At 74.5% G+C, this 22,090-nt stretch carries 17 protein-coding genes and 1 tRNA gene; 16 read left to right on the top strand and 2 right to left on the bottom strand.

Annotated elements, in window-relative coordinates; genetic code table 11:
- Positions 1–28: 28 nt before the first annotated feature.
- The 7 genes from ACI79V_RS10820 (at position 29) to ACI79V_RS10790 (ending at position 6,987) form a co-directional block, all read left to right on the top strand.
- Positions 29–102: transfer RNA gene (locus ACI79V_RS10820), tRNA-Pro, on the top strand.
- A gap of 87 nt (positions 103–189) precedes the next feature.
- Positions 190–1,719, top strand: a complete 1,530-nt coding sequence (gene tig / locus ACI79V_RS10815; RefSeq protein ID WP_456889081.1) for a trigger factor — start codon at positions 190–192, stop codon at positions 1,717–1,719.
- Between the two features lie 252 nt (positions 1,720–1,971).
- Positions 1,972–2,607, top strand: coding sequence for an ATP-dependent Clp protease proteolytic subunit (locus ACI79V_RS10810; protein ID WP_456875617.1), 636 nt, complete (start codon positions 1,972–1,974; stop codon positions 2,605–2,607).
- A 20-nt stretch (positions 2,608–2,627) separates the two neighbouring features.
- Positions 2,628–3,254, top strand: a complete 627-nt coding sequence (locus tag ACI79V_RS10805; RefSeq protein ID WP_456875616.1) for an ATP-dependent Clp protease proteolytic subunit — start codon at positions 2,628–2,630, stop codon at positions 3,252–3,254.
- A 309-nt stretch (positions 3,255–3,563) separates the two neighbouring features.
- Positions 3,564–4,838 (top strand): ATP-dependent Clp protease ATP-binding subunit ClpX, encoded by a 1,275-nt coding sequence (gene clpX, locus ACI79V_RS10800; protein ID WP_456875615.1) that lies wholly within the window; start codon positions 3,564–3,566, stop codon positions 4,836–4,838.
- 212 nt (positions 4,839–5,050) lie between these two features.
- Entirely contained in the window at positions 5,051–5,968 is a 918-nt protein-coding gene (locus ACI79V_RS10795) for a DUF559 domain-containing protein (protein ID WP_456889080.1), read from the top strand.
- Between the two features lie 89 nt (positions 5,969–6,057).
- Positions 6,058–6,987, top strand: a complete 930-nt coding sequence (locus ACI79V_RS10790) for an oxygenase MpaB family protein (protein WP_456889078.1) — start codon at positions 6,058–6,060, stop codon at positions 6,985–6,987.
- Between the two features lie 14 nt (positions 6,988–7,001).
- Here the strand turns inward: ACI79V_RS10790 and valS are convergent, their stop codons facing one another.
- Entirely contained in the window at positions 7,002–9,581 is a 2,580-nt protein-coding gene (gene valS / locus ACI79V_RS10785; protein WP_456889077.1) for a valine--tRNA ligase, read from the bottom strand.
- A 42-nt stretch (positions 9,582–9,623) separates the two neighbouring features.
- Here valS and ACI79V_RS10780 point away from each other — a divergent pair, with 42 nt between their 5' ends.
- Genes ACI79V_RS10780 through ndk form a run of 4 tightly spaced genes read left to right on the top strand, consistent with a single transcriptional unit; the run spans position 9,624 to position 12,699 of the window.
- A complete protein-coding gene (locus tag ACI79V_RS10780; protein ID WP_456889075.1) occupies positions 9,624–10,964 on the top strand; it encodes a bifunctional folylpolyglutamate synthase/dihydrofolate synthase in 1,341 nt (446 codons plus the stop codon).
- Positions 10,961–11,356: a DUF4233 domain-containing protein gene (locus ACI79V_RS10775; protein ID WP_456889072.1), complete on the top strand. Its 396-nt coding sequence runs from the start codon at positions 10,961–10,963 to the stop codon at positions 11,354–11,356. The genes ACI79V_RS10780 and ACI79V_RS10775 overlap by 4 nt, the downstream gene beginning before the upstream one ends.
- 28 nt (positions 11,357–11,384) lie before the next feature.
- Positions 11,385–12,263: a proline dehydrogenase family protein gene (locus tag ACI79V_RS10770; protein ID WP_456889071.1), complete on the top strand. Its 879-nt coding sequence runs from the start codon at positions 11,385–11,387 to the stop codon at positions 12,261–12,263.
- 25 nt (positions 12,264–12,288) lie between these two features.
- Complete coding sequence (gene ndk, locus ACI79V_RS10765; protein WP_456875608.1) at positions 12,289–12,699, top strand: nucleoside-diphosphate kinase; 411 nt, start codon at positions 12,289–12,291, stop codon at positions 12,697–12,699.
- Between the two features lie 73 nt (positions 12,700–12,772).
- Here the strand turns inward: ndk and ACI79V_RS10760 are convergent, their stop codons facing one another.
- Positions 12,773–15,127: a putative bifunctional diguanylate cyclase/phosphodiesterase gene (locus ACI79V_RS10760; protein WP_456889069.1), complete on the bottom strand. Its 2,355-nt coding sequence runs from the start codon at positions 15,125–15,127 to the stop codon at positions 12,773–12,775.
- Positions 15,128–15,243: 116 nt separating this feature from the next.
- Between ACI79V_RS10760 and ACI79V_RS10755 the strand changes: the two genes are divergently transcribed.
- The 5 genes from ACI79V_RS10755 to rpmA all read left to right on the top strand — a co-directional run bounded on the left by ACI79V_RS10755 (position 15,244) and on the right by rpmA (position 22,086).
- On the top strand, positions 15,244–17,172 hold the full coding sequence (locus ACI79V_RS10755; RefSeq protein WP_456889068.1) for a TIGR03960 family B12-binding radical SAM protein: 1,929 nt from the start codon (positions 15,244–15,246) through the stop codon (positions 17,170–17,172).
- A gap of 3 nt (positions 17,173–17,175) precedes the next feature.
- Positions 17,176–17,943, top strand: a complete 768-nt coding sequence (locus ACI79V_RS10750) for a TIGR03936 family radical SAM-associated protein (protein WP_456889067.1) — start codon at positions 17,176–17,178, stop codon at positions 17,941–17,943.
- A 296-nt stretch (positions 17,944–18,239) separates the two neighbouring features.
- Positions 18,240–21,320, top strand: a complete 3,081-nt coding sequence (locus ACI79V_RS10745; protein WP_456889065.1) for an Rne/Rng family ribonuclease — start codon at positions 18,240–18,242, stop codon at positions 21,318–21,320.
- 195 nt (positions 21,321–21,515) lie between these two features.
- A complete protein-coding gene (rplU, locus tag ACI79V_RS10740) occupies positions 21,516–21,827 on the top strand; it encodes a 50S ribosomal protein L21 (protein WP_456875603.1) in 312 nt (103 codons plus the stop codon).
- Between the two features lie 7 nt (positions 21,828–21,834).
- Positions 21,835–22,086, top strand: coding sequence for a 50S ribosomal protein L27 (gene rpmA, locus ACI79V_RS10735; protein ID WP_456875602.1), 252 nt, complete (start codon positions 21,835–21,837; stop codon positions 22,084–22,086).
- Positions 22,087–22,090 lie beyond the last annotated feature (4 nt).

Below are 22,090 nucleotides of genomic sequence, written 5' to 3'. Positions count from 1 at the left end.
GGGGCGCGCCTAGACTCGGGAGCCGCCACGGGGTGTGGCGCAGCTTGGTAGCGCACCCGCTTTGGGAGCGGGGGGCCGTGGGTTCGAATCCCGCCACCCCGACCCCGCCCCCGGCGTCTCTAGACTCGGGGGTCGACCCGGCGCCCGTCCCGGCGTCCCCCTTCCGTCGTACCGAGGAGCACTGCCGCTGTGAAGAGCACCATCGAGGAACTGGGCCCCACGCGGGTCCGGATGGCGATCGAGGTGCCGTGGGGCGACCTGGACCACGCCTTCGGTGAGGTCTACAAGGAGCTCAAGCGGCAGGTCCGCGTGCCGGGCTTCCGGCCCGGCAAGGTGCCCGAGCGGGTCCTCGACCAGCGCGTCGGCCGCCCGGTGGTCCTCGAGCAGGTCGTCCAGCACGCGATCCCCGAGGTCTACTCCGAGGTCGTCCGCGAGAACCAGGTCCGCGTGATCGGCCAGCCCGACATCGAGGTCACCCGCCTCGACGACCGCGACACCCTCGCCTTCACCGCCGAGGTCGACGTCGCCCCCAAGATCGACCTCCCGCCGCTGGAGGACCTGTCGGTCACCGTCGACGACGTCGAGGTCACCGACGAGGAGATCGACCAGCAGGTCTCGGTCATGCGCGAGCGCTTCGCCATGCTCACCGCCGTCGACCGCCCGGCCGAGGACGGCGACCACGTCTCCCTCGACCTCGAGGCCCGCGTCGACGACGAGGTGCTCGAGGACGGCACGACCAGCGGCATGTCCTACGAGGTCGGCTCCGGCTCGCTCATGGCCGGCCTCGACGACGCCGTCCGCGGGCTGTCGGCCGACGAGTCGGCGACCTTCGAGACCGACCTGCACCAGGGCCCGCACGCCGGCCGCCAGGCCCAGGTCACCGTCACCGTCCGCTCGGTCAAGGCCAAGGACCTGCCCGAGCTCGACGACGAGTTCGCCTCCACCGCCAGCGAGTTCGACACCCTCGCCGAGCTGCGCGACGACGTCCGCACCCGGCTGGGCCGCGCCAAGACGATGCAGCAGGGCGCCCAGGCCCGGGACAAGCTGGTCGAGCACCTGCTCGAGGTCACCGAGGTCCCGATCCCCGAGGGCCTCGTCGAGCGGGAGCTCGAGTTCCGCAACAAGGCCCTGGAGCGCGAGCTGCAGCAGGCCGGCATGGACTGGGACGCCTTCCTGTCGATGTCGGGCACCGAGGGCGGCCGCGAGGCCTACGACGCCGAGATGCGCACGAGCATCGAGGAGGCGGTCCGCACCCAGTTCGTCCTCGACGCGATCGCCGACGCGCGGGAGGTCACCGTCGACAACGACGACCTGTCGGCGCAGATCATGGCCCAGGCCTCGCGCAACCGGGTGAGCCCCGAGCAGTACGCCCAGCAGCTGCAGCAGAGCGGCAACATCGCCGAGTTCGTCGCCGACGTCCGCCGCACCAAGACGCTGGCCCAGCTGCTCGAGCAGACGACGATCACCGACGCGTCGGGCAACGTCGTCGACCTCGACGCGCTGCGCCCGCAGACCGTCCGGGCCGGCCAGGCCGCCGCCCCCGAGGCCGAGGTCGCGACCGCCGAGGACGCGACCGAGGACGCCGCCGCGACCGAGGACGCCTCCGCGACCGAGGACGCCACCGAGGACGAGGCCCCCGACGCCGAGGTCGCCACCGCGGTGGCCGTCGAGGCCGCCGAGGGCGCCACCGAGGACAGCGAGGACGTCACCAAGGGCTGACGCCGCCACCCCTCCTCGACGGACGCCGTCCTGCCCCGATTGCGCGGGGGAGGGCGGCGTCCGTCGTCTCCGCCTCCGGCGCTGCGCCCACGGCGAACACCGCCCCGCGCCGGGACTGCCCGCCGGGGGGTGCGCGTTAGGGTCGACGTGACTCGGGGCGGACGCCGGGGGTACGGCCCGCTCGGGCCGCCGGCCCCGATCCCTGCCCACCGAGAGACCGACTCGACCACGCCAACGGAGGTCACCACACCCGTGAGCACCGACCCGAACCCGGCGTACTCCCCGCTCCTGCGGGGTGGCGCCGGTGGGATGAACCTCAACGACTCGGTCTACGAGCGCCTGCTGCGCGAGCGCATCATCTTCCTGGGCACCCAGGTCGACGACGTCATCGCCAACCAGCTGGCCGCCCAGATGCTGCTGCTGTCGGCCGAGGACCCCAAGCGCGACATCCACCTGTACATCAACTCGCCCGGCGGCTCGGTCAGCGCCGGCATGGCCATCTACGACACGATGCAGTTCATCGACTGCGACGTCGCCACCTACGGGATGGGCCTGGCCGCCTCGATGGGCCAGTTCCTGCTGACCGCCGGCACCAAGGGCAAGCGCTACGCCCTGCCGCACGCGCGGATCATGATGCACCAGCCCTCGGCCGGCGTCGGCGGCACCGCGGCCGACATCGCCATCCAGGCCGACCTGTTCCGCCGGACGAAGCGCGAGCTCAACGAACTGCAGTCCTTCCACACCGGTCAGAGCATCGAGCAGATCGAGAAGGACTCCGACCGCGACCGCTGGTTCACCGCCCAGGAGGCCCTGGAGTACGGGTTCGTCGACCACGTCGTGACCCGCGCGGCCATGACCGACCAGTCCAACCCGGTCACCGACAACTGACGGTTGAGAGGAGAACTGCCATGAGCTTCGAGATGCCCTCCAGCCGTTACGTGCTGCCCTCCTTCGTGGAGCGGACCAGCTACGGCATGAAGGAGTCCAACCCGTACAACAAGCTCTTCGAGGAGCGCATCATCTTCCTCGGGGTGCAGATCGACGACGCGTCCGCCAACGACGTGATGGCGCAGCTCATCACGCTCGAGTCCGCCGACCCGGACCGTGACATCACGATCTACATCAACTCGCCCGGTGGCTCCTTCACCTCGCTGATGGCCATCTACGACACGATGATGTTCGTCCGGCCCGACATCCAGACCGTCTGCATGGGCCAGGCCGCGTCGGCCGCCGCCGTGCTGCTGGCGGCCGGGACCCCGGGCAAGCGGCTGGCGCTCCCGTACTCCCGGGTGCTGATCCACCAGCCCTCCGGTGAGGCCGGCGGCCAGGTGTCGGACCTGGAGATCCACGCCGCGGAGATCGAGCGGGTGCGCACGCAGATGGAGCAGATCCTCGCGCGGCACACCGGCCGGACCGCCGAGCAGGTCCGTTCCGACATCGACCGCGACAAGATCCTCACGGCCGAGGAGGCCAAGGAGTACGGCATCGTCGACCAGGTCATCCAGAGCCGGAAGCTCAACGCGCTCCCGGCATGACCGCCGTCGTCCCCCGAACGGGACGGGGAGAAACCCGCGCGTGTCGCGGTCGTACCCCGTACCGTTCGGGGGGCAGTGCCGGGAGTGACGAGCGAGCCGAGCGCCCCCGGCGCACCGGGGCGTCGGAGCCCCGCGGCGTCGGCGGCGACAGGTACGGTCGGCGAGCGCCCGATCCCCGGCCAGCAGCGCCGGGAGGACCGTCCTCACGGCACCCGTCACCAGCGGGACCGAGCACGGGCACAGAAGTGACACACAATCGGCAGGTCCGCTTCCCCAGGGCCTGCATCCCCCCGAGGTGGAGGTCAGCAGGTGGCACGAATCGGTGAGAGCGGTGACCTGCTCAAGTGCTCGTTCTGCGGGAAGAGCCAGAAGCAGGTCAAGAAGCTCATCGCGGGCCCCGGCGTCTACATCTGCGACGAGTGCATCGACCTCTGCAACGAGATCATCGAGGAGGAGCTCTCGGAGTCGTCGGACCTGAAGTTCGACGAGCTGCCCAAGCCCCGGGAGATCCACGACTTCCTCGAGCAGTACGTCATCGGCCAGGAGAAGGCCAAGCGCACGCTCGCCGTCGCGGTCTACAACCACTACAAGCGGGTGCAGGCCGGCGGTGAGCGCTCCAGCCGCGACGACTCCGTCGAGCTGGCCAAGTCCAACATCCTGCTGATGGGCCCCACCGGCTGCGGCAAGACGCACCTGGCCCAGACGCTGGCGCGGATGCTCAACGTGCCGTTCGCGATCGCCGACGCCACCGCGCTCACCGAGGCCGGGTACGTCGGCGAGGACGTCGAGAACATCCTGCTCAAGCTGATCCAGGCCGCCGACTACGACGTCAAGCGCGCCGAGACCGGGATCATCTACATCGACGAGGTCGACAAGATCGCCCGCAAGAGCGAGAACCCGTCGATCACCCGCGACGTCTCCGGCGAGGGCGTGCAGCAGGCGCTGCTGAAGATCCTCGAGGGGACGACGGCGTCGGTGCCGCCGCAGGGTGGGCGCAAGCACCCGCACCAGGAGTTCATCCAGATCGACACGACGAACGTGCTGTTCATCGTGGGCGGTGCCTTCGCCGGCCTGGAGAAGGTCATCGAGCAGCGGGTCGGCAAGCAGGGCATCGGCTTCGGCGCGGAGATCCGCGGCAAGAAGGAGATCGAGGCCTCGAGCGCCTTCGCCGAGGTCATGCCCGAGGACCTGCTGAAGTTCGGGATGATCCCCGAGTTCATCGGCCGGCTGCCGGTGATCACCAGCGTGCAGGCCCTCGACCGCGACGCGCTGATCCAGATCCTCACCGAGCCGAAGAACGCGCTGGTCCGCCAGTACCGGCGGCTGTTCGAGCTCGACGGGGTGGAGCTCGACTTCACCGACGACGCGCTCGAGGCGATCGCCGACCAGGCCATCCTCCGCGGCACCGGCGCCCGCGGGCTCCGGGCGATCATGGAGGAGGTGCTGCAGTCGGTGATGTACGAGGTGCCCAGCCGCGACGACGTCGCCTCCGTGGTGATCTCCAAGGAGGTCGTGCTGGAGCACGTCAACCCGACCATCGTGCCGCGCAAGCCCGCCCGCGAGCGCCGCGAGAAGAGCGCGTAGGCCCTCCCACTCCACCCGACGAGCCCGTCCCCGACCTGCGGGGGCGGGCTCGCTCGCGTTGGTGGGACCTGCCGAGCGTGTGCGCTGACGCCGGGTTCGGCGGCCCGGAACGCGGCGCCGGCGCACGCACTCGGTTGTCCACCGGGGGCCGGATCTCCACAGTCCGGCCCGCCCCGGCTGGCCGACCCCGCGTCCCGGCGAGCCTCGCGGGTATGGCACACGACCTCGACACCGTCGTCGGTCCGGACGGGTGGACGACGTGGGAGTCGCTCACGGCCCGCGTGGACCGCAGCACGCTCACCCACTGGGTGGCCTCCGGCCGGCTGCGACGGGTGCAGCCCGGCGTCTACGCCCTGCCGCACGCCGTCGAGGACTGGCGGGCGCGCGTCGAGGCAGCGGCGCGGTCCTGCGGTGGCGTGGTCAGCCACCGGTCCGCGCTGGCGCTGTGGGGGCTCGCGCCCTCCGGTGGGCCGGTCCACCTGACGGTGCGGCACACCCGCAGCGGACGGGGGACTCCGGGCGTCGTCCTGCACCGCACCCGCCAGCTCGACGACAGCATCCGCCGGGTCGAGGGCCTGCCGGTGTCCTGCGCGGCGCGGGCGGTGGTGGACGCGTGGGGGAGGCCCGGCGGGCTGACCCGGGCGGAGGTCCGCGCCGCCGCGATCGACGCCGTCCGGCGCCGGCTGTGCCGACCCGACGACCTGGTCCGAGAGGTCAGGCGCCGACCCTGCCTGCCCGGACGGGCGGCCCTGGTCGAGCTGGTCCGGTTGCTGGCCGAGGGCTGTCGAAGCGAGCTGGAGGTCTCGGGCTGCCTGACCGTGCTCCGCGAACCCGGCATGCCGGCGTTCACCCTGCAGCGCCGGCTGGCAGTCGCGGGCGAGGTCTACGTCCTCGACGCCGCCTACGAGGACGCACTGCTCGCCGTCGAGATGGACGGCGCCGCCTGGCACGGCTCGCAGGCACAGCGCGAGCGGGACATCCGGCGCGACGCACGGGTGGCGACGGCGGGCTGGCAGACGCTGCGGTTCGGCTATCGCCGGCTGACCGGTGAGCCGGACGCGTGCCGGACGGAGATCCGCGCCGTACACGCCGCGCGCCGCCGCCTGCTGAGCCCGGAGTGTGTGCGCTGACGCCGCACCCGCAGGCCGGGAACCCGGCGTGAGCGCACACGCTCCGGTCCACCCGGCGGGGGGCGCGCCGGGCTGGCACCCTCGACGACGTGCGCGTTCTCACCGCCCTCCCCGATGCGGCGCGCGCGGCGTTCCGCTCCCGGGTCTCCGGGGACCCCACCGGGGCGCCGGAGTGGGTCCGCGACATCGCCCGGGTCGGCACGGGGCCGGGCTGGTTCGAGCCCGACGGCGTCGTCTGGCGGGTGCACGGCGACCTCTCGACACTCGTCGGCGGCGTGGCCGCGCTGCTGGGCCAGGCGGCGCACCCGCTGGCGCTGGCCGGCGTGCAGCAGCACTCGGCCTACCGCGAGGACCCGTGGAAGCGCCTGGCCGGCACCGCCCGCTGGCTCGTGGTGAGCACCTTCGGCTCCGCCGAGCTCGCCGAGCGCGAGGCCGCCCGGGTGCGCGGCATGCACGAGAGCGTCCGCGGCCGGGTCCGGGGCCGGGCCTACTCGGCGTCGGACCCGCAGCTGCTGCGCTGGGTGCACCTGGCCTTCACCGACGCGTTCCTCGCCGCGCAGCAGGCGGTCGGCCGCGACCTCACCGCCCGCTTCGGCCCCCGCTGGCCCGACGTCTACGTCGCCGACTGGGCGCGCAGCGCCGAGGAGCTCGGCGCCACCGACCTGCCGCACAGCGCCGCCGAGCTCGCCGACGCCCTCGCCGCGTACCGCCCGCAGCTCGCGCCCGTGCCCGACTCGCTGCGCGCCTTCCTCGCCGCCCCGCCGGGGCTCAGCCCACCCGAGCGGGTCTTCTACCGCGGCCTGTCCGGCGCCGCCGCGCAGCTGGTCTCGCCCTCGCTGGCCGGGTGCGCCGGTGTCCCGGGTCGCGGCCGCGGCGGGGCCGCGCAGGTCGCCGTCGCCCGGACGCAGCTGACCGCGCTGCGGCTCGCGCTCGGGGACCGCAGCCCCTCGGAGGAGGCCGCCCGCTGGCGGCTGGGCCTGGGCCCGGCACCCGACTGGGCGGTCGAGGACGCCGCCTAGCCAGGGAGCCGGGCTCAGCCCTCCGCGGGTGGCGCCAGGACGACGTCGACCGACAGCGGGCCCTCGCCGGCGACGACGGTCAGCGACGCGATCCGCCCGGCGTCGGTCAGGTCACCGCGGCCGGCCTCCACCAGCGCGACGTCCGGCGTGGTCACGGTCGCGGACTCGACGTCGGCCCGCATCGACACCTTGGCGTCGGACTTGGCCTTGCGGACCCCGGCCAGCGCGGCGGCCACCGCGGGCAGCACCTCCGGGTCGCCCCCGGCGGGCAGCTCGGCGGCGGCCGGCCACGACGCGCGGTGCACCGAGCCGCCCTGCCACCAGGACCAGACCTCCTCGGTGACGAACGGCAGCACCGGCGCGAACAGCCGCAGCTGCACCGACAGCGCCAGCGCCAGCGCGGCCTGCGCCGACTCCGCCGCCGCCCCGCTGCCGTAGGCGCGGGACTTCACCAGCTCCACGTAGTCGTCGCAGAACGACCAGAAGAACGTCTCGGTCACCTCGAGCGCGCGGGTGTAGTTGTAGGCCTCCATCGCCGCGGTGGCCTCGTCGACGACGTCGGCCAGCCGGCGCAGCAGCCCCCGGTCGATCGGCTCGGTGACCTGCTCGGCGGAGAGGCCGGCGGTGACCCCGAGCCCGAGCACGAACTTGCCGACGTTGAGGATCTTCATGGCCAGCCGCCGGCCGACCTTCATCTGCGCCTCGTCGAACGGCGAGTCCGCGCCCGGCCGGGCACCGGCGGCCCGCCACCGGACGGCGTCGGTGCCGTAGCGCTCGAGCACGTCGATCGGGGTGACGACGTTGCCCTTCGACTTCGACATCTTCTTGCGGTCGGGGTCGACGACGAACCCGGAGATCGTGGCGTGCGTCCACGGCACCGTGCCGTGCTCGAAGTGCGAGCGGACGACAGTGGAGAACAGCCAGGTGCGGATGATGTCGTGCGCCTGTGGCCGCTGGTCCATCGGGAAGACGTGCGCGAACAGCTCCGGGTCGGTGTCCCAGCCCGAGGCCACCTGCGGTGACAGCGACGACGTCGCCCAGGTGTCCATGACGTCGGGGTCGGCGACGAACCCGCCGGGGACGCCGCGCTGCGACTCGTCGAACCCGGGCGGCACGTCGGACGACGGGTCGACCGGCAGCGACTCCTCGGGGGCGAGGATCGGGTCGTCGTGCACGGGGTCGCCGGCGGCGTCGAGCCGGTACCAGACCGGGAACGGGACGCCGAAGAACCGCTGCCGGCTGATCAGCCAGTCGCCGTTGAGGCCCTCGACCCAGTTCTCGTAGCGGTACCGCATGTGCTCGGGCACCCACTGGATCTCCCGGCCGCGGGCGACGAGGGCGTCGCGCAGCTCGGCGTCGCGGCCGCCGTTGCGGATGTACCACTGCCGCGTGGTGACGATCTCGAGCGGGCGCTCGCCCTTCTCGTAGAACTTCACCGGGTGGGTGATCGCGGTCGGCTCGCCGTGCAGGTCGCCGGACTCGCGCAGCATCTCCACGATCCGCTGCTGGGCGCCGTACGCCGTCTTCCCGGCCAGCTCGGCGTAGACCTCGGCGGGCACGTCGGCCGGGGCGTCGGGCACCAGCCGGCCGTCCCAGCCGATCACCGCGCGGGTGGGCAGCTGCAGCTCCCGCCACCAGGTGACGTCGTTGAGGTCGCCGAAGGTGCAGATCATCGCGATGCCCGAGCCCTTGTCCGGCTCGGCCAGGCGGTGGGCGACCACCGGCACCTCGACGCCGAACAGCGGTGTCCGCACGGTCGACCCGAACAGCCCCTGGTAGCGCTCGTCGTCGGGGTGGGCCACCAGTGCCACGCAGGCCGGCAGCAGCTCGGGCCGGGTGGTCTCGATGAACACCGGCCCGTCGGCCGAGTGGAAGGAGATCCGGTGGTAGGCGCCGGGGCGCTCGCGGTCCTCCAGCTCGGCCTGCGCCACCGCGGTGCGGAAGGTGACGTCCCAGAGGGTCGGCGCCTCCTGCGCGTAGGCCTCGCCGCGGGCGAGGTTGTGCAGGAAGGCGCGCTGTGCGGTGGCGCGGGAGGCCTCGGAGATCGTCCGGTAGACGTTGGTCCAGTCCACGGACAGCCCGACGCGGCGCCACAGCTGCTCGTAGGCGGCCTCGTCCTCCTCGGTGAGCCGCATGCACAGCTCGACGAAGTTGCGCCGCGAGATCGGCTGCTGGTCCTTGCCCGGCTTCGCGGGGGGCTCGAACGACGCGTCGTAGGGGAGCGAGGGGTCGCAGCGGACCCCGTAGAAGTTCTGCACCCGGCGCTCGGTGGGCAGGCCGTTGTCGTCCCAGCCCATCGGGTAGTAGACGTGCCGGCCGCGCATCCGCTGGTAGCGGGCGACGACGTCGGTGTGGGTGTAGCTGAACACGTGCCCGACGTGCAGCGACCCGCTCGCGGTCGGCGGCGGGGTGTCGATGGAGTACGTCTGCTCCCGCGGTGCCGACAGCGCCGCCGCGCGGTCGAAGGCGTAGGTGTCGGCCTCCGCCCAGCGGGCGGCCCACTTCTCCTCGAGACCGTCGAGGCTCGGCTTGTCGGGTACGCCCGCGCCGGCTCCCGGAGCGGTGCTGACCGGGGTGCGGGTGTCGGCGACCATGGGCTCCATCCTAGGAACCGCCCGGCTGGCATCCTGGGGAGGATGAGCAGCGACCTGACCCGCGTCGAGGAGGAGCTGCTGGCCCGCTGGCCGGAGACCCGGCTGGAGCCCTCGCTCACCCGGATCGCGGCCCTGGTCGACCTGCTGGGCAACCCGCACCGGGCCTACCCGGTGGTCCAGGTGGCCGGCACCAACGGCAAGACGACGACGGCGCGGATCGTCGACGAGCTGCTGCGCGGCTTCGGCCTGCGCGTGGGCCGCTTCACCAGCCCGCACCTGCAGTCGGTACGCGAGCGGATCGTGCTCGACGGCGAGCCGGTGGGCGCCGAGCGGTTCGTCGAGACGTACGCCGACATCGCGCCCTACGTGCAGATGGTCGACGCCGCCGGCGAGCACCCGATGAGCTTCTTCGAGGTCATGGTGGGCATGGCCTACGCGACCTTCGCCGAGGCCCCGGTCGACGTCGCCGTGATCGAGGTCGGCATGGGCGGCACCTGGGACGCCACCAACGTCGTCGACGCGCGGGTCGCCGTCGTCACCCCGGTCGCGCTCGACCACGCGGAGTACCTCGGCCCCGACGTCGGCACGATCGCCGGGGAGAAGGCCGGGATCATCACGGCCGACGCGATCGCCGTCCTGGCCCACCAGCAGCCGGCCGCCCTCGACGCGCTGGTGCGCCGCGCCGTCGAGGTGGAGGCCGTCGTCGCCCGCGAGGGCACCGAGTTCGGGGTGCTGGAGCGCAAGGTCGCCGTCGGCGGGCAGCAGCTGCGGCTGCAAGGCCTCGGCGGCGAGTACGACGAGCTCTTCCTACCGCTGTTCGGCGCGCACCAGGCGCAGAACGCCGTCACCGCGCTGGCCGCCGTCGAGGCGTTCCTCGGCGCGGGCGCGGCCACCGGCCCGATCGACGTCGACACCGTGCGCGCCGCCCTCGCCGCCGTCCGCTCCCCGGGCCGGCTCGAGCGGGTGCGCACCAGCCCCACCGTGCTGGTCGACGCCGCGCACAACCCCGCCGGCATGGCCGCCACCGTGGAGGCGATCCGGGAGTCGTTCGACTTCACCCGGCTGGTCGGCGTCGTCGGCTGCGTGCGCGGCAAGGACGTCGAGGGGATGCTGCGCGAGCTGGAGACCGTCTGCGCCGAGCTGGTGGTCACCCAGAACGGCTCGCCCCGGGCGATGCCGGCCGACGAGCTGGGCGCGCTGGCCGTCGACGTCTTCGGCGCCGACCGGGTCAGCGTCTCCCCGCGGCTGCCCGAGGCGATCACCGAGGCGGTCGAGCTGGCCGAGGCCGGTCCCGACGACGCGCTCGGCGGCTCGGGCGTGCTCGTCACCGGCAGCGTGGTCACCGCCGGCGAGGCCCGCACCGTGCTGGGCGGGAAGCCGTGACCGCGCCCGACCCGGTCCGGGCGGGGCGGGCGCTGCGCGGCGCCGCCGCGGCCGTGCTGCTCCTCGAGGGCATCGCGGTGCTGTTCGTGCCCCGGGCGATCGCCCAGACCGAGGCCGGTCTCGGCGGGGCCCGCCTGACGGTCCTGCTCGTTCTCGCCGTGCTCCTGGTGCTGGCCAGCGGGATCCAGCGGCGGCCGCGCGGGCTGGAGATCGGCACCGCGCTGCAGGTCCCGCTGCTGCTCACCGGCCTCATCGACGGCGCCATGTGGTTCGTCGGGGGCGTCTTCGTGCTCATCTGGCTCTACCTGCTGCAGATCCGCAAGGAGCTGCTCGGCTCGCCGTTCCGCGAGCCGGCCGCGCCGCCTGACCAGGACGCCCCGCCGCCGGTCTGAGCCGCCCGCGCTCTGGCAGGGTGACCGGGTGGGCCTCGACCGCGCGGTGCTGTTCCGGCTGGCCACCAGCGCGCGCTTCGAGAGCGCCGTCCGCGCGCTGCCGGCCGGCGAGCGGCTCGGCTGGCGGGCGGCGTCCCGCTACGTGGCCGGCCGCACCCGCGAGGAGGCGCTGGCGGTCACCGGGCGGCTGCTCGCCGACGGCCGGGGAGTGAGCGTCGACCTCTTCGGTGAGCACGTCGCCGACGTCGCGGTCGCCCAGCGGGTCGTCGAGGAGTACCTGTCCCTGGCCGCGGCCCTGCCCGGCCCGCCGGCCGACACGTGGCTCGCGGTCGACCTGAGCCACCTCGCGCTCGACACGGACCCGGCCGGCACCGCCGACCGGCTCGCCGCCGTCGCGGGCACCCTGCCGCCGGGGCGGCGGATCCAGGTGGGCGCGGAGGAGGCCGCCCGCACCGACGCGGTGCTGTCCTGCGTGCTCGCCGTCGCCGGCCGCGGCCTGGCCGACCGGCTCGGCGCCACCGTCCAGGCCAACCTGCGGCGCTCACCCGAGGACGCCGACGCCCTCGTCACCGCCGGCGTCCACGTCCGGCTGGTCAAGGGGGCCTACGTCGAGCGGGCGGGGGTCCACCGCTACGGGGAGCCCACCGACGTCGCCTACCTCCGGCTGGGCGCCCGCCTCGCCGAGCGCGGGGCGGACTGGTCGATGGCCACCCACGACGGGCGGCTGCGCGAGGCGCTGCTCCTGCTGGCGGGGCGGCCGGTGACCGTGGAGCAGCTGCTGGGCGTGCGGCCCGACGTCCTCGACGACCTGGCCCGCCGCGGGATCCCGACGCGCGTCTACGTCCCCTACGGCTCCGACTGGTTCCGCTACTGGATGCGGCGTGTCGCCGAGTCGCGGGGCGCCTGACCGGCGTCCCGTAGGCTGCCGCCCCGTGACTGATCGCACCCTGGTCCTCGTCAAGCCCGACGGCGTCGCCCGCGGCCTGGTCGGCGAGGTCGTCTCGCGGCTGGAGGCCAAGGGCCTGCGCCTGGTCGCCGCCGAGCTGCGCACGCTGCCCCGCGAGGTCGCCGAGCAGCACTACGCCGAGCACCGCGAGAAGCCGTTCTTCGGCTCGCTGGTCGAGTTCATCACCGGCGGCCCGCTGCTGGCCCTCGTCGTCGAGGGGCCGCGCGCCGTCGAGGCCTTCCGCGCCCTGGCCGGCGCCACCGACCCGGTGAAGGCCGCACCGGGCACCATCCGCGGCGACTTCGCCCTCGAGGTGCAGTCCAACATCGTGCACGGCTCGGACTCCGACGAGTCCGCCGCGCGCGAGATCGGGCTCTTCTTCCCCGACCTGGGCTAGCCGGCGCGAGGCCCTTTGGCCCCCTCGTAGGGCCCGCCACGAGCCTGCGAGTGGTGGGGGGCGAGGGGGTCCTTCAGCAGGCGGCGCCGATGAGCGGGCGGCCGGCGCGCACCATCCGCTCGACGGCCGCGGCCGGCACCGGGGCGCCGAACAGGTGCCCCTGGGCCACGCCGCAGCCCAGCGCGCGCAGCGCGGCGAGCTGGCCGGGCTGCTCGACGCCCTCGGCGACGACCTCCAGGCCCAGGCTGTTGCCCAGCGCGATGACGGCGTCGGCGAGCGACCCGCCCGCCGCCCCGGCGGCCAGCCGCGCCACCGAGGACGGGTCGATCTTCAGCCGGTGCAGCGGCAGGTCCCGCAGCCGGGCCAGCGACGACGAGCCGGTGCCGAAGTCGTCGATCACCACGTGCACGCCCAGCGCGTGCACGTCGCGGATGCCGGCCGCGGTGTCGGGCCCGGACGCCACCGCCTCGGGGACCTCGATCTCCAGCCGGCCGGGGTCGACCCCGGCGGCGCGCGCGGCACCGGCCAGCGAGACGGCGAGGTCGCCGGTGGCCAGCCGGCGCGGGGACACGTTGACCGCCATGCGCAGCTCCGGCAGGCCCGCCGCGTCCCACGACCGCAGCTGGCCGCACGCCTCGCGGATGACCCAGTCGTCGATGGCGTCGATGACCCCGGCGGCCTCCGCGACCGGGATGAAGCCGGCCGGCTCGACCAGCCCCCGGCTGCCCGACTGCCAGCGGGCCAGCGCCTCGACGCCGGTGACCGCGCCGGTGCGCAGGTCGACCTGCGGCTGGTAGAGCACCCGCAGCTCGCCGGCGTCGACGGCGGCGCGGAGGTCGCGCACCAGCTCGTCCTGCGCGGCGACCTCCTCGCGCATCCCGCGCTCGAACACACGCACCCGGTTCTTGCCGCCGGACTTGGCCACGTACATCGCGAGGTCGGCGTCGCGCAGCAGGTCCTCCATGCCGCGGCGGTCGTTGGCGTCGGTGAGCGTGACGCCGACGCTGCCGCCCACGGTGAAGCGCTCGTCGCCCCACGCCACGGGCTCGCGCAGCGTCCGCAGCAGTCGCTCGGCCACCGTGACGACGTCGCGGCGGCCCTCGACGTCCTCCATCAGCACGACGAACTCGTCGCCGCCGAGGCGGGCGACGGTGTCGGCCGGGCGCACGCTGGACTCCAGCCGCCGCGCGACCGCGGTCAGGACCGCGTCACCGGCCTCGTGCCCGTAGTCGTCGTTGACCGCCTTGAAGTCGTCGAGGTCGAGCAGCAGCACCGCGTGCCGGCGGGCGCGGCGGTCGGCGAGGGCATGCTCGAGGCGGTCCTGCATCAGCGCGCGGTTGGCCAGCCCGGTGAGCGGGTCGTGCAGGGCCAGCCGGGCCAGCTCGCCGGCCTGCTGCTCGAGCTGACGGGCCGCCGCGTGCGCCTGGGCCTCGCTGCGCTTGCGCCCGGTGATGTCCCGCGCGATGCCCGCGACGCCGGTCGGCCGCCCGTCGTCGTCCCGGATGAGCGAGAAGGTGACCAGCGCGTCGAAGGCCGAGCCGTCCCGCCGGCGGTGCCGCCGCTCGTGGCTGCCGGGAGGCAGCCTCGTGAGGTCCGCCGGCAGCGGCGGGCCGGCCGACAGCAGCGAGACGTGCCGGCCGACGATCTCGGCGGCCGACCAGCCGTAGAGCCGCTCGGCGCCGGGGTTCCAGCTGGTGATCGTGCCGTCGGTGGTGGTGGTGACCACGGCGTCGTCGGTGGTCTGCACGACGGCGGCCAGCCGGGCCAGCTCGTCGCGCTGGGCGGCGAGCTCCGCGGTGCGCTCGGCGACCAGCGCCTCGACGACCTCGCGCCGGTCGTCGAACCGCCGCCAGGCCACCAGACACGCCCAGCTCTCCACCAGCACGAAGGCGGCGTGCAGCAGGGCCATGGGCAGCGGCGCGACGTCGTGCTCGAACACCGCGTGCGGCACCAGGGTGCCCAGCACGAGGTGGTGCGCGCCGACGAAGGCGATCGCGAGCAGGAACGGCGCCCGGGCGGCGTAGAGGGCGGCCAGCGGCAGCAGCGCGAAGAAGAGGAAGTGCGCCTCGGTGGCGCCGGAGGACAGCTGCACGGCGAGTGCGGCGGCGGTCATGAGCGCGAGGGCCGCGGCGGCCGCCCGGGTGCTGCGGCGCAGGGCCGGCGCCCCCGCGAGCAGGACCAGCACCGCCAGGGGAGCGGTGTGCAGGGCCGCCGACACCGGACCGGCGCCCCGGACCAGCGCGTACACCGGCACCGCGGCCAGCAGGACGGTGAGCGTGCGCAGGACGAACGCGTGGTGGGCGGCCCACTGCTCGGCGGGCATCACGCGCCCCGGGGGGAGGGTCAGCCAGGACCCGCCGCCGGGTCGGGTGGGGAGGACGCCGTCGGCGTCCCGCAGCACACCGGTGGCCCCGGCCGGCTGGGTCATGGTCCCCCTCGCAGACGCCCCCGTCGGTCACGGCGAGTTTAGGTGCAGTGACGGAGTGCTGCAGCTCGGCGAACGGGTCCGGCACCGGGGGACGGCGCGTCTACCCTGGACCGGTCATGACCGGACAGAGCCTCTACCCCCGACTCGAGCCGCTGCTGGCCCAGGTGCAGAAGCCGATCCAGTACGTCGGCGGCGAGCTGAACGCGCAGGTCAAGGCGTGGGACGACGTCGCCGTCCACTGGGCGCTGATGTACCCCGACGCCTACGAGGTGGGGCTGCCCAACCAGGGCCTCATGATCCTCTACGAGGTGCTCAACGAGCGCCCCGACGCCCTCGCCGAGCGCACCTACGCCGTCTGGCCCGACCTCGCCGCGCTCATGCGCGAGCACGGCGTCGGCCAGTTCACCGTCGACGCCCACCGCGCCGTGCGCGACTTCGACGTGCTCGGGGTGAGCTTCGCGACCGAGCTCGGCTACACCAACCTGCTCGAGGCCCTCGACCTCGCCGGGATCCCGCTGCACGCGGCCGACCGCGACGAGACCCACCCGGTCGTTGTCGCCGGCGGGCACGCCGCCTTCAACCCCGAGCCGATCGCCGACTTCGTCGACTGCGCGGTCCTCGGCGACGGCGAGCAGGCCGTCGGAGACATCACCGACGTCGTCAGGGCGTGGAAGGAGCAGGGCCGCCCCGGCGGCCGCGAGGAGCTGCTGGCCCGGCTGGCCCGCGTGGACGGCGTCTACGTCCCGCGCTTCTACGCCGTCTCCTACGGTCCCGACGGCGCGATCGCGGCGGTGTCCCGCACCCGCGACGACGTCCCGGCGCGGGTCGGCAAGCGCACCGTGATGGACCTCGACGAGTGGCCCTACCCGAAGACGCCGCTGGTGCCGCTGGCCGAGAGCGTGCACGAGCGGATGAGCGTGGAGATCTTCCGCGGCTGCACGCGGGGCTGCCGGTTCTGCCAGGCCGGGATGATCACCCGTCCGGTGCGCGAGCGGACCATCACCGGCATCGGCTCGATGGTCGACCAGGGCCTGCGCGCCACCGGCTACGAGGAGGTGGGGCTGCTCTCGCTGTCCAGCGCCGACCACTCCGAGATCGCCCAGGTGGCCAAGGAGCTCGCCGACCGCTACGAGGGCACCAACACCGGGCTGTCCCTGCCCAGCACCCGCGTCGACGCCTTCAACGTCACGCTGGCCAACGAGCTGTCCCGCAACGGCCGGCGCTCCGGGCTGACCTTCGCGCCCGAGGGTGGCAGCGAGCGGATCCGCCGGGTGATCAACAAGACCGTGTCCAAGGAGGACCTGGTCCGCACGGTCACCACCGCCTACGCCAACGGCTGGCAGCAGGTGAAGCTCTACTTCATGTGCGGGCTCCCCACGGAGACCGACGAGGACGTGCTCGAGATCGCCGAGCTCGCCGTCGAGGTCATCCGCGCCGGCCGGGAGGCCAGCGGCCGCAAGGACATCCGCTGCACCGTCTCCATCGGCGGCTTCGTGCCCAAGCCCCACACGCCCTTCCAGTGGGCCGGCCAGGCCAGCGCGGAGACCATCGACCACCGGTTGAGGGTGCTGCGGCAGGCCATCAACGCCGACCGCCGGATCGGCCGCTCGATCGGCCTGCGCTACCACGACGGCAAGCCCGGCGTCATCGAGGGGCTGCTGTCCCGTGGTGACCGCCGCGTGGGCCGGGTCATCGAGCGGGTGTGGCGCGACGGCGGCCGGTTCGACGGCTGGAGCGAGCACTTCTCCTACGAGCGCTGGACCGCCGCGGCCGCCGAGGAGCTCGGCGCCCTCGGCGTCGACCTCGACTGGTTCACCACCCGCGAGCGCACGCAGCACGAGGTGCTGCCCTGGGACCACCTGGACTCCGGGCTGGACAAGGAGTGGCTCTGGGACGACTGGCAGGAGGCGCTGGCAGAGGAGGAGGTCGCCGACTGCCGGTGGACCCCCTGCTACGACTGCGGCGTGTGCCCGACCATGGGCACCGAGATCCAGATCGGCCCCACCGGGCGCAGCCTGCTGCCGCTCACCGTCGTCGGGCGCTGACCGGTGGCCCGCTCCCCGGAGGGCCCGCCTCCGCCGCCGACCGTGCAGCGGCTGCGGCTGCGCTACGCCAAGCGCGGTCCGCTGCGCTTCGCCTCCCACCGCGACCTCGCCCGCGCGCTGGAGCGGGCGCTGCGCCGGGCGCGGGTGCCCATGGCCTACTCCGCCGGCTTCACCCCGCACCCGAAGATCAGCTACGTCGGGGCGGCGCCGACCGGGGCGGCCAGCGAGGCGGAGTACCTGGAGATCGGCCTGGCCGAGCGGCGTGACCCCGAGCAGGTCCGGGCGGCCCTCGACGACTCGCTGCCGCCGGGCATCGACGTCCTCGAGTGCGTCGAGGCCGCCGAGGGCGGTGGGTCGCTGGCCGACCGGATCGACGCCGCCCGGTGGAGCGTCGAGCTGCCCGGGATCGAGCCCGCCGAGCTGTCCGCGGCGCTCGCCGCGTTCCTCGCGCGGGACGAGGTCACGGTGGCCAAGCGCACCAAGAACGGCCTGCGGGACGTCGATGCGCGGGGTCCCGTGGCCTCGGCGTCCGCGGGCGGTGCGGCAGGACGTGCCATACTGCACATGGTCGTCCGGCAGGTGACGCCCGCCGTTCGACCCGACGACGTGGTGGCCGCTCTCGCTGCCGTCGCCGACCTGCGCCCGCCGTCGCCCCCACGGGCCGTGCGTGAGGCGCAGGGCCGGCTCGACGACAACGGGACCGTGGCCGATCCGCTCGGTCCCGACCGAGCGGCGCGCACCCGCTGCCAGGGGGAGCACGCCGCGGTCTGACCGGCGACCCCGGGCGCCACCGCGCCGTCGAGCGGCACGGCTGCCAGACGTGACGCGCCCCGCCCGGCACGAGCCCAGACCACCGGCACCACCCCGGACCACCGCACCACCGCACCACCTGCAGTCCGGTCCCGACCGCGGCCACCGCCGACCGGGACCGACCACACAGACTTCGCGAGCCGAGCACGCCGCCGCACCCCGAGCGGTCGCCCGGCCCGCCCAACCCGTGCTCCTGCGCGGCCGCCTGTCCCCGAGGGGACCGGCGCCCGGGAGCACCACACAGGAGGCGAGCCCTCGTGGCCGACCAGGACAACGACACCACCAGCGAGACGACCAGCACGGACGGCACCCCCGCCCCGGACACCTCCGCCGGCGACTCCGCCGCCGTCGCGGAGGTGCTCACCGGAGAGGCGGCGGACGGCGAGAACGCCGGCGAGCCGCTCCCCGAGGTGGACGAGCAGGCCGAGGCTCCCGCCGAGCCCGAGGCTCCCCCCGGACCCGAGGCCGAGGAGGAGCCCGAGGAGACGCTGCCGGCGCCGTTCGGCGCGCAGTTCAGCTCACCCGAGCCCACCGCCGTGATCGCCCGGCCCCGCCGCCGGGCCACCCGCCCCGCCGGGTCGGCCGACCCCGTGGCTGCCCCGCCCCCGCTGCCGGTCGCGCCGGTGGCCCCGGCGTTCGTGAGCTTCGTGGCGCCCCCCGAGGCCGAGGTCGCGCCCGCACCCCGCCGGCGCAGCCGCCGGCCGCTGCCCGAGTCCCCCGAGGTCGAGGACGCCGGCCCGCCGGCGGAGGACGAGGAGCAGGCGCCCGCGCCCCGCTCGCGCCGCGGTCGGTCCCGCCGCCGCGGCGGGTCCGCGGACGCCGAGGGCCCGGCCGACGAGACCGTCGCCCCCGAGGACGGGCTCGCCGAGGACGCCGTCGACGACACCGAGACCGACGCCGACGAGACCGACCGCGACGACGCCGACCGCGACGAGGCCGGCGGCGGCAGCCGGCGTCGCCGCCGCGGCCGCCGGGGCCGCGGCCGGGGCCGCACCGGCGACGACGCCGACGAGGAGTCCGGCGACCGGGCCTCCGACGAGGACACCGACGACGAGGACGCCGACGCCACCGAGGACGCCGACACCGAGGGCGAGGACGGCACCGACACCGAGGACGAGGGCGCCGACGCCGAGGCCGGGTCGGGCACCCGCCGCCGGCGCCGTCGCCGCCGCCGTGGCGGTGAGGCCACCGCCGAGTCCGGCGCCGAGGACGACGACGACCGCCCGGAGCGGGCCGGCCGCAACGGCCGCGCGACCAGCGATGACGACGTCCGGGGCGTCACCGGCTCCACCCGGCTGGAGGCCAAGCGCCAGCGCCGCCGGGAGGGCCGCGACACCGGGCGCCGCCGCGCGCCGATCCTCACCGAGGCCGAGTTCCTCGCCCGCCGCGAGTCGGTGGAGCGCCGGATGGTCATCCGCCAGCGCGGTGAGCGCACCCAGATCGCGGTCCTCGAGGACGGCGTCCTGGTCGAGCACTACGTCACGCAGGCGCAGGCGACGTCCTTCGCCGGCAACGTCTACCTCGGCCGGGTGCAGAACGTGCTGCCCAGCATGGAGGCGGCGTTCATCGACATCGGCAAGGGTCGCAACGCCGTCCTCTACGCCGGCGAGGTCAACTGGGAGGCCGCCGGCCTCACCGGCAAGCAGCGCTCGATCGAGCAGGCGCTCAAGTCCGGCGACAAGGTCCTCGTCCAGGTCACCAAGGACCCGATCGGCCACAAGGGCGCCCGGCTCACCCAGCAGGTCAACCTGCCCGGCCGGTTCCTGGTCTACGTGCCCGGCGGCTCGATGACCGGGATCAGCCGCAAGCTGCCCGACACCGAGCGGCAGCGGCTCAAGGACATCCTCCGCACGATCGTCCCGGAGGACGCCGGCGTCATCATCCGGACCGCCGCGGAGGGCGCCTCGGAGGAGGAGCTCACCCGCGACGTCGCCCGGCTCAAGGCGCAGTGGGAGGTCATCCAGACCAAGGCGTCGTCGTCGAACAACGCCCCCTCGCTGCTCTACGGCGAGCCCGACCTCGCCATCCGGGTCATCCGCGACGTCTTCAACGAGGACTTCACCGAGCTCGTCGTCCAGGGCGACGACGCGTGGGACACCGTCGAGGCCTACGTCGCGCACGTCTCCCCGGAGCTCACCGGCCGGCTGACCCGGCACACCGGCGAGGGCGACGTCTTCCGCGACCTGCGCATCGACGAGCAGCTGGCCAAGGCGCTCGACCGCAAGGTGTGGCTGCCCTCGGGTGGCTCGCTGGTCATCGACCGCACCGAGGCCATGACCGTCGTCGACGTCAACACCGGCAAGTTCACCGGGTCCGGCGGCAACCTCGAGCAGACCGTCACGCGCAACAACATGGAGGCGGCGGAGGAGATCGTCCGCCAGCTCCGGCTGCGCGACATCGGCGGCATCATCGTCATCGACTTCATCGACATGGTGCTCGAGAGCAACCGCGACCTGGTGCTGCGCCGGCTCACCGAGTGCCTGGGCCGCGACCGCACGAAGCACCAGGTGGCCGAGGTGACCTCGCTGGGCCTGGTGCAGATGACCCGCAAGCGGGTCGGGCAGGGCCTGCTCGAGGTGTTCTCCGAGCCGTGCGAGCACTGCCGCGGCCGGGGCGTCCTCGTGCACACCGACCCGGTGGACGAGAAGCGCCGCGGGAGCTCCGGCGGGAACGGCTCCGGCGGCGGCAACGGCGGCCGCCGGGACGCGGGCCGCCGGGACGAGCGCAAGCCGGACTCCGAACGCAAGGAGGCCGAGCGCAAGGAGGCCGAGCGCGAGCCGGTCGAGGCCGCCGCGACCGAGTCGTCCGGCCCCGACGCCGACGCGACCCCCGGTGACGGGCAGCGCTCCGGCGGCCGGCGCAACCGTGGCCGGCGCAACCGCGGGCAGTCGGGGGAGGAGCGGGCCGCCGAGGACGCCGCCGTGCTCGCCGTCGCCTCCGGTGCCGACCCGGCCGCGGAGGACACCACCGCGGAGCCCGCCGACGACGCACCGGCCGGGGCCGACGCCGCCGAGGCGCCCGCCACCGAGCCGGCCGTGACGGCCGCCGAGGCCCCCGAGGTCGAGGTGACGGTGCAGATCGGCGCCGAGGTGCCCGGCGGAGAGGTCACCGAGCCGGTCGCCGACGAGCCGGTCGCCGAGGAGCCGGCCGCCGGTCCCGTCCCCGGGGACGACGACGAGGCGCTGCCACCGGGGGCCGGCGTCGACGACCCCGGCCCGGTCGACGATGACCCCGCCGACGGCGGGGCCGCAGGCAACGGTGCCGGTGCGGTCGCCGGCGCCGTGCGCCCGCGGCGCCGCCGCGCCGCCAGCCGCCCGGCCGGCCCGCCGGCGAGCTAGCAGCACCCGGAGCGGCCGGGGCCGCGTTCGACCCCGTCCCGGCCGCTCGGGTACGCTGGTCGGGTTGCACCGCCCCGACCGGGCTCCGCCCCGGGGTCGAGGAGGCGGTGCGGCCCGTCCAGCACCCGGCGCCCGCGCCGGGGTGCGCTCGGGGACGATTCGCGGGACTGACAGCAGCGATCGAGGAGTTCAGTGGTGTACGCAGTCGTGAAGGCCGGTGGCCGGCAGCACAAGGTGGCCGTGGGCGACCGGTTCACGGTCAACCGTCTCGCGGGTGAGGCGGGCGACACCGTCACCCTCCCGGCCCTGCTCCTGGTCGACGGCGAGACCGTCACCAGTGACGCGCAGGCGCTGGCCGGCGTGACCGTGACCGGCGAGATCGTCGGCCACGGCAAGGGCCCGAAGATCCGCATCCACAAGTTCAAGAACAAGACGGGCTACCACAAGCGTCAGGGCCACCGTCAGCCGCTGACCGACGTGGTCATCCGCGACATCACGAAGGGCTGACGACGACATGGCACACAAGAAGGGCGCCTCGTCCTCCCGCAACGGCCGCGACTCGAACGCCCAGCGCCTCGGCGTGAAGCGCTTCGGCGGCCAGGTCGTCAAGGCCGGCGAGATCATCGTGCGCCAGCGCGGCACCCACTTCCACCCGGGCCTGGGCGTCGGCCGTGGCGGCGACGACACGCTGTTCGCGCTGCAGCCCGGTGCGGTCACCTTCGGCACCAGCCGCGGCCGCAAGACCGTCTCGATCACGACGGTTTAAGGAC

Source organism: Geodermatophilus sp. SYSU D00700 (genome assembly GCF_054050255.1).
This window is presented reverse-complemented; position numbering and strand designations above follow the sequence as displayed.

Excerpts from the sequence above, each read along its gene's own strand:
- ACI79V_RS10805 (WP_456875616.1), top strand. The coding sequence starts at position 2,628 with ATGAGCTTCGAGATGCCCTCCAGCCGTTACGTGCTGCCCTCCTTCGTG.
- ACI79V_RS10795 (WP_456889080.1), top strand. The coding sequence starts at position 5,051 with ATGGCACACGACCTCGACACCGTCGTCGGTCCGGACGGGTGGACGACG.
- valS (WP_456889077.1), bottom strand. The coding sequence starts at position 9,581 with ATGGTCGCCGACACCCGCACCCCGGTCAGCACCGCTCCGGGAGCCGGC.
- ACI79V_RS10780 (WP_456889075.1), top strand. The coding sequence starts at position 9,624 with ATGAGCAGCGACCTGACCCGCGTCGAGGAGGAGCTGCTGGCCCGCTGG.
- ACI79V_RS10760 (WP_456889069.1), bottom strand. The coding sequence starts at position 15,127 with ATGACCCAGCCGGCCGGGGCCACCGGTGTGCTGCGGGACGCCGACGGC.
- ACI79V_RS10755 (WP_456889068.1), top strand. The coding sequence starts at position 15,244 with ATGACCGGACAGAGCCTCTACCCCCGACTCGAGCCGCTGCTGGCCCAG.
- rpmA (WP_456875602.1), top strand. The coding sequence starts at position 21,835 with ATGGCACACAAGAAGGGCGCCTCGTCCTCCCGCAACGGCCGCGACTCG.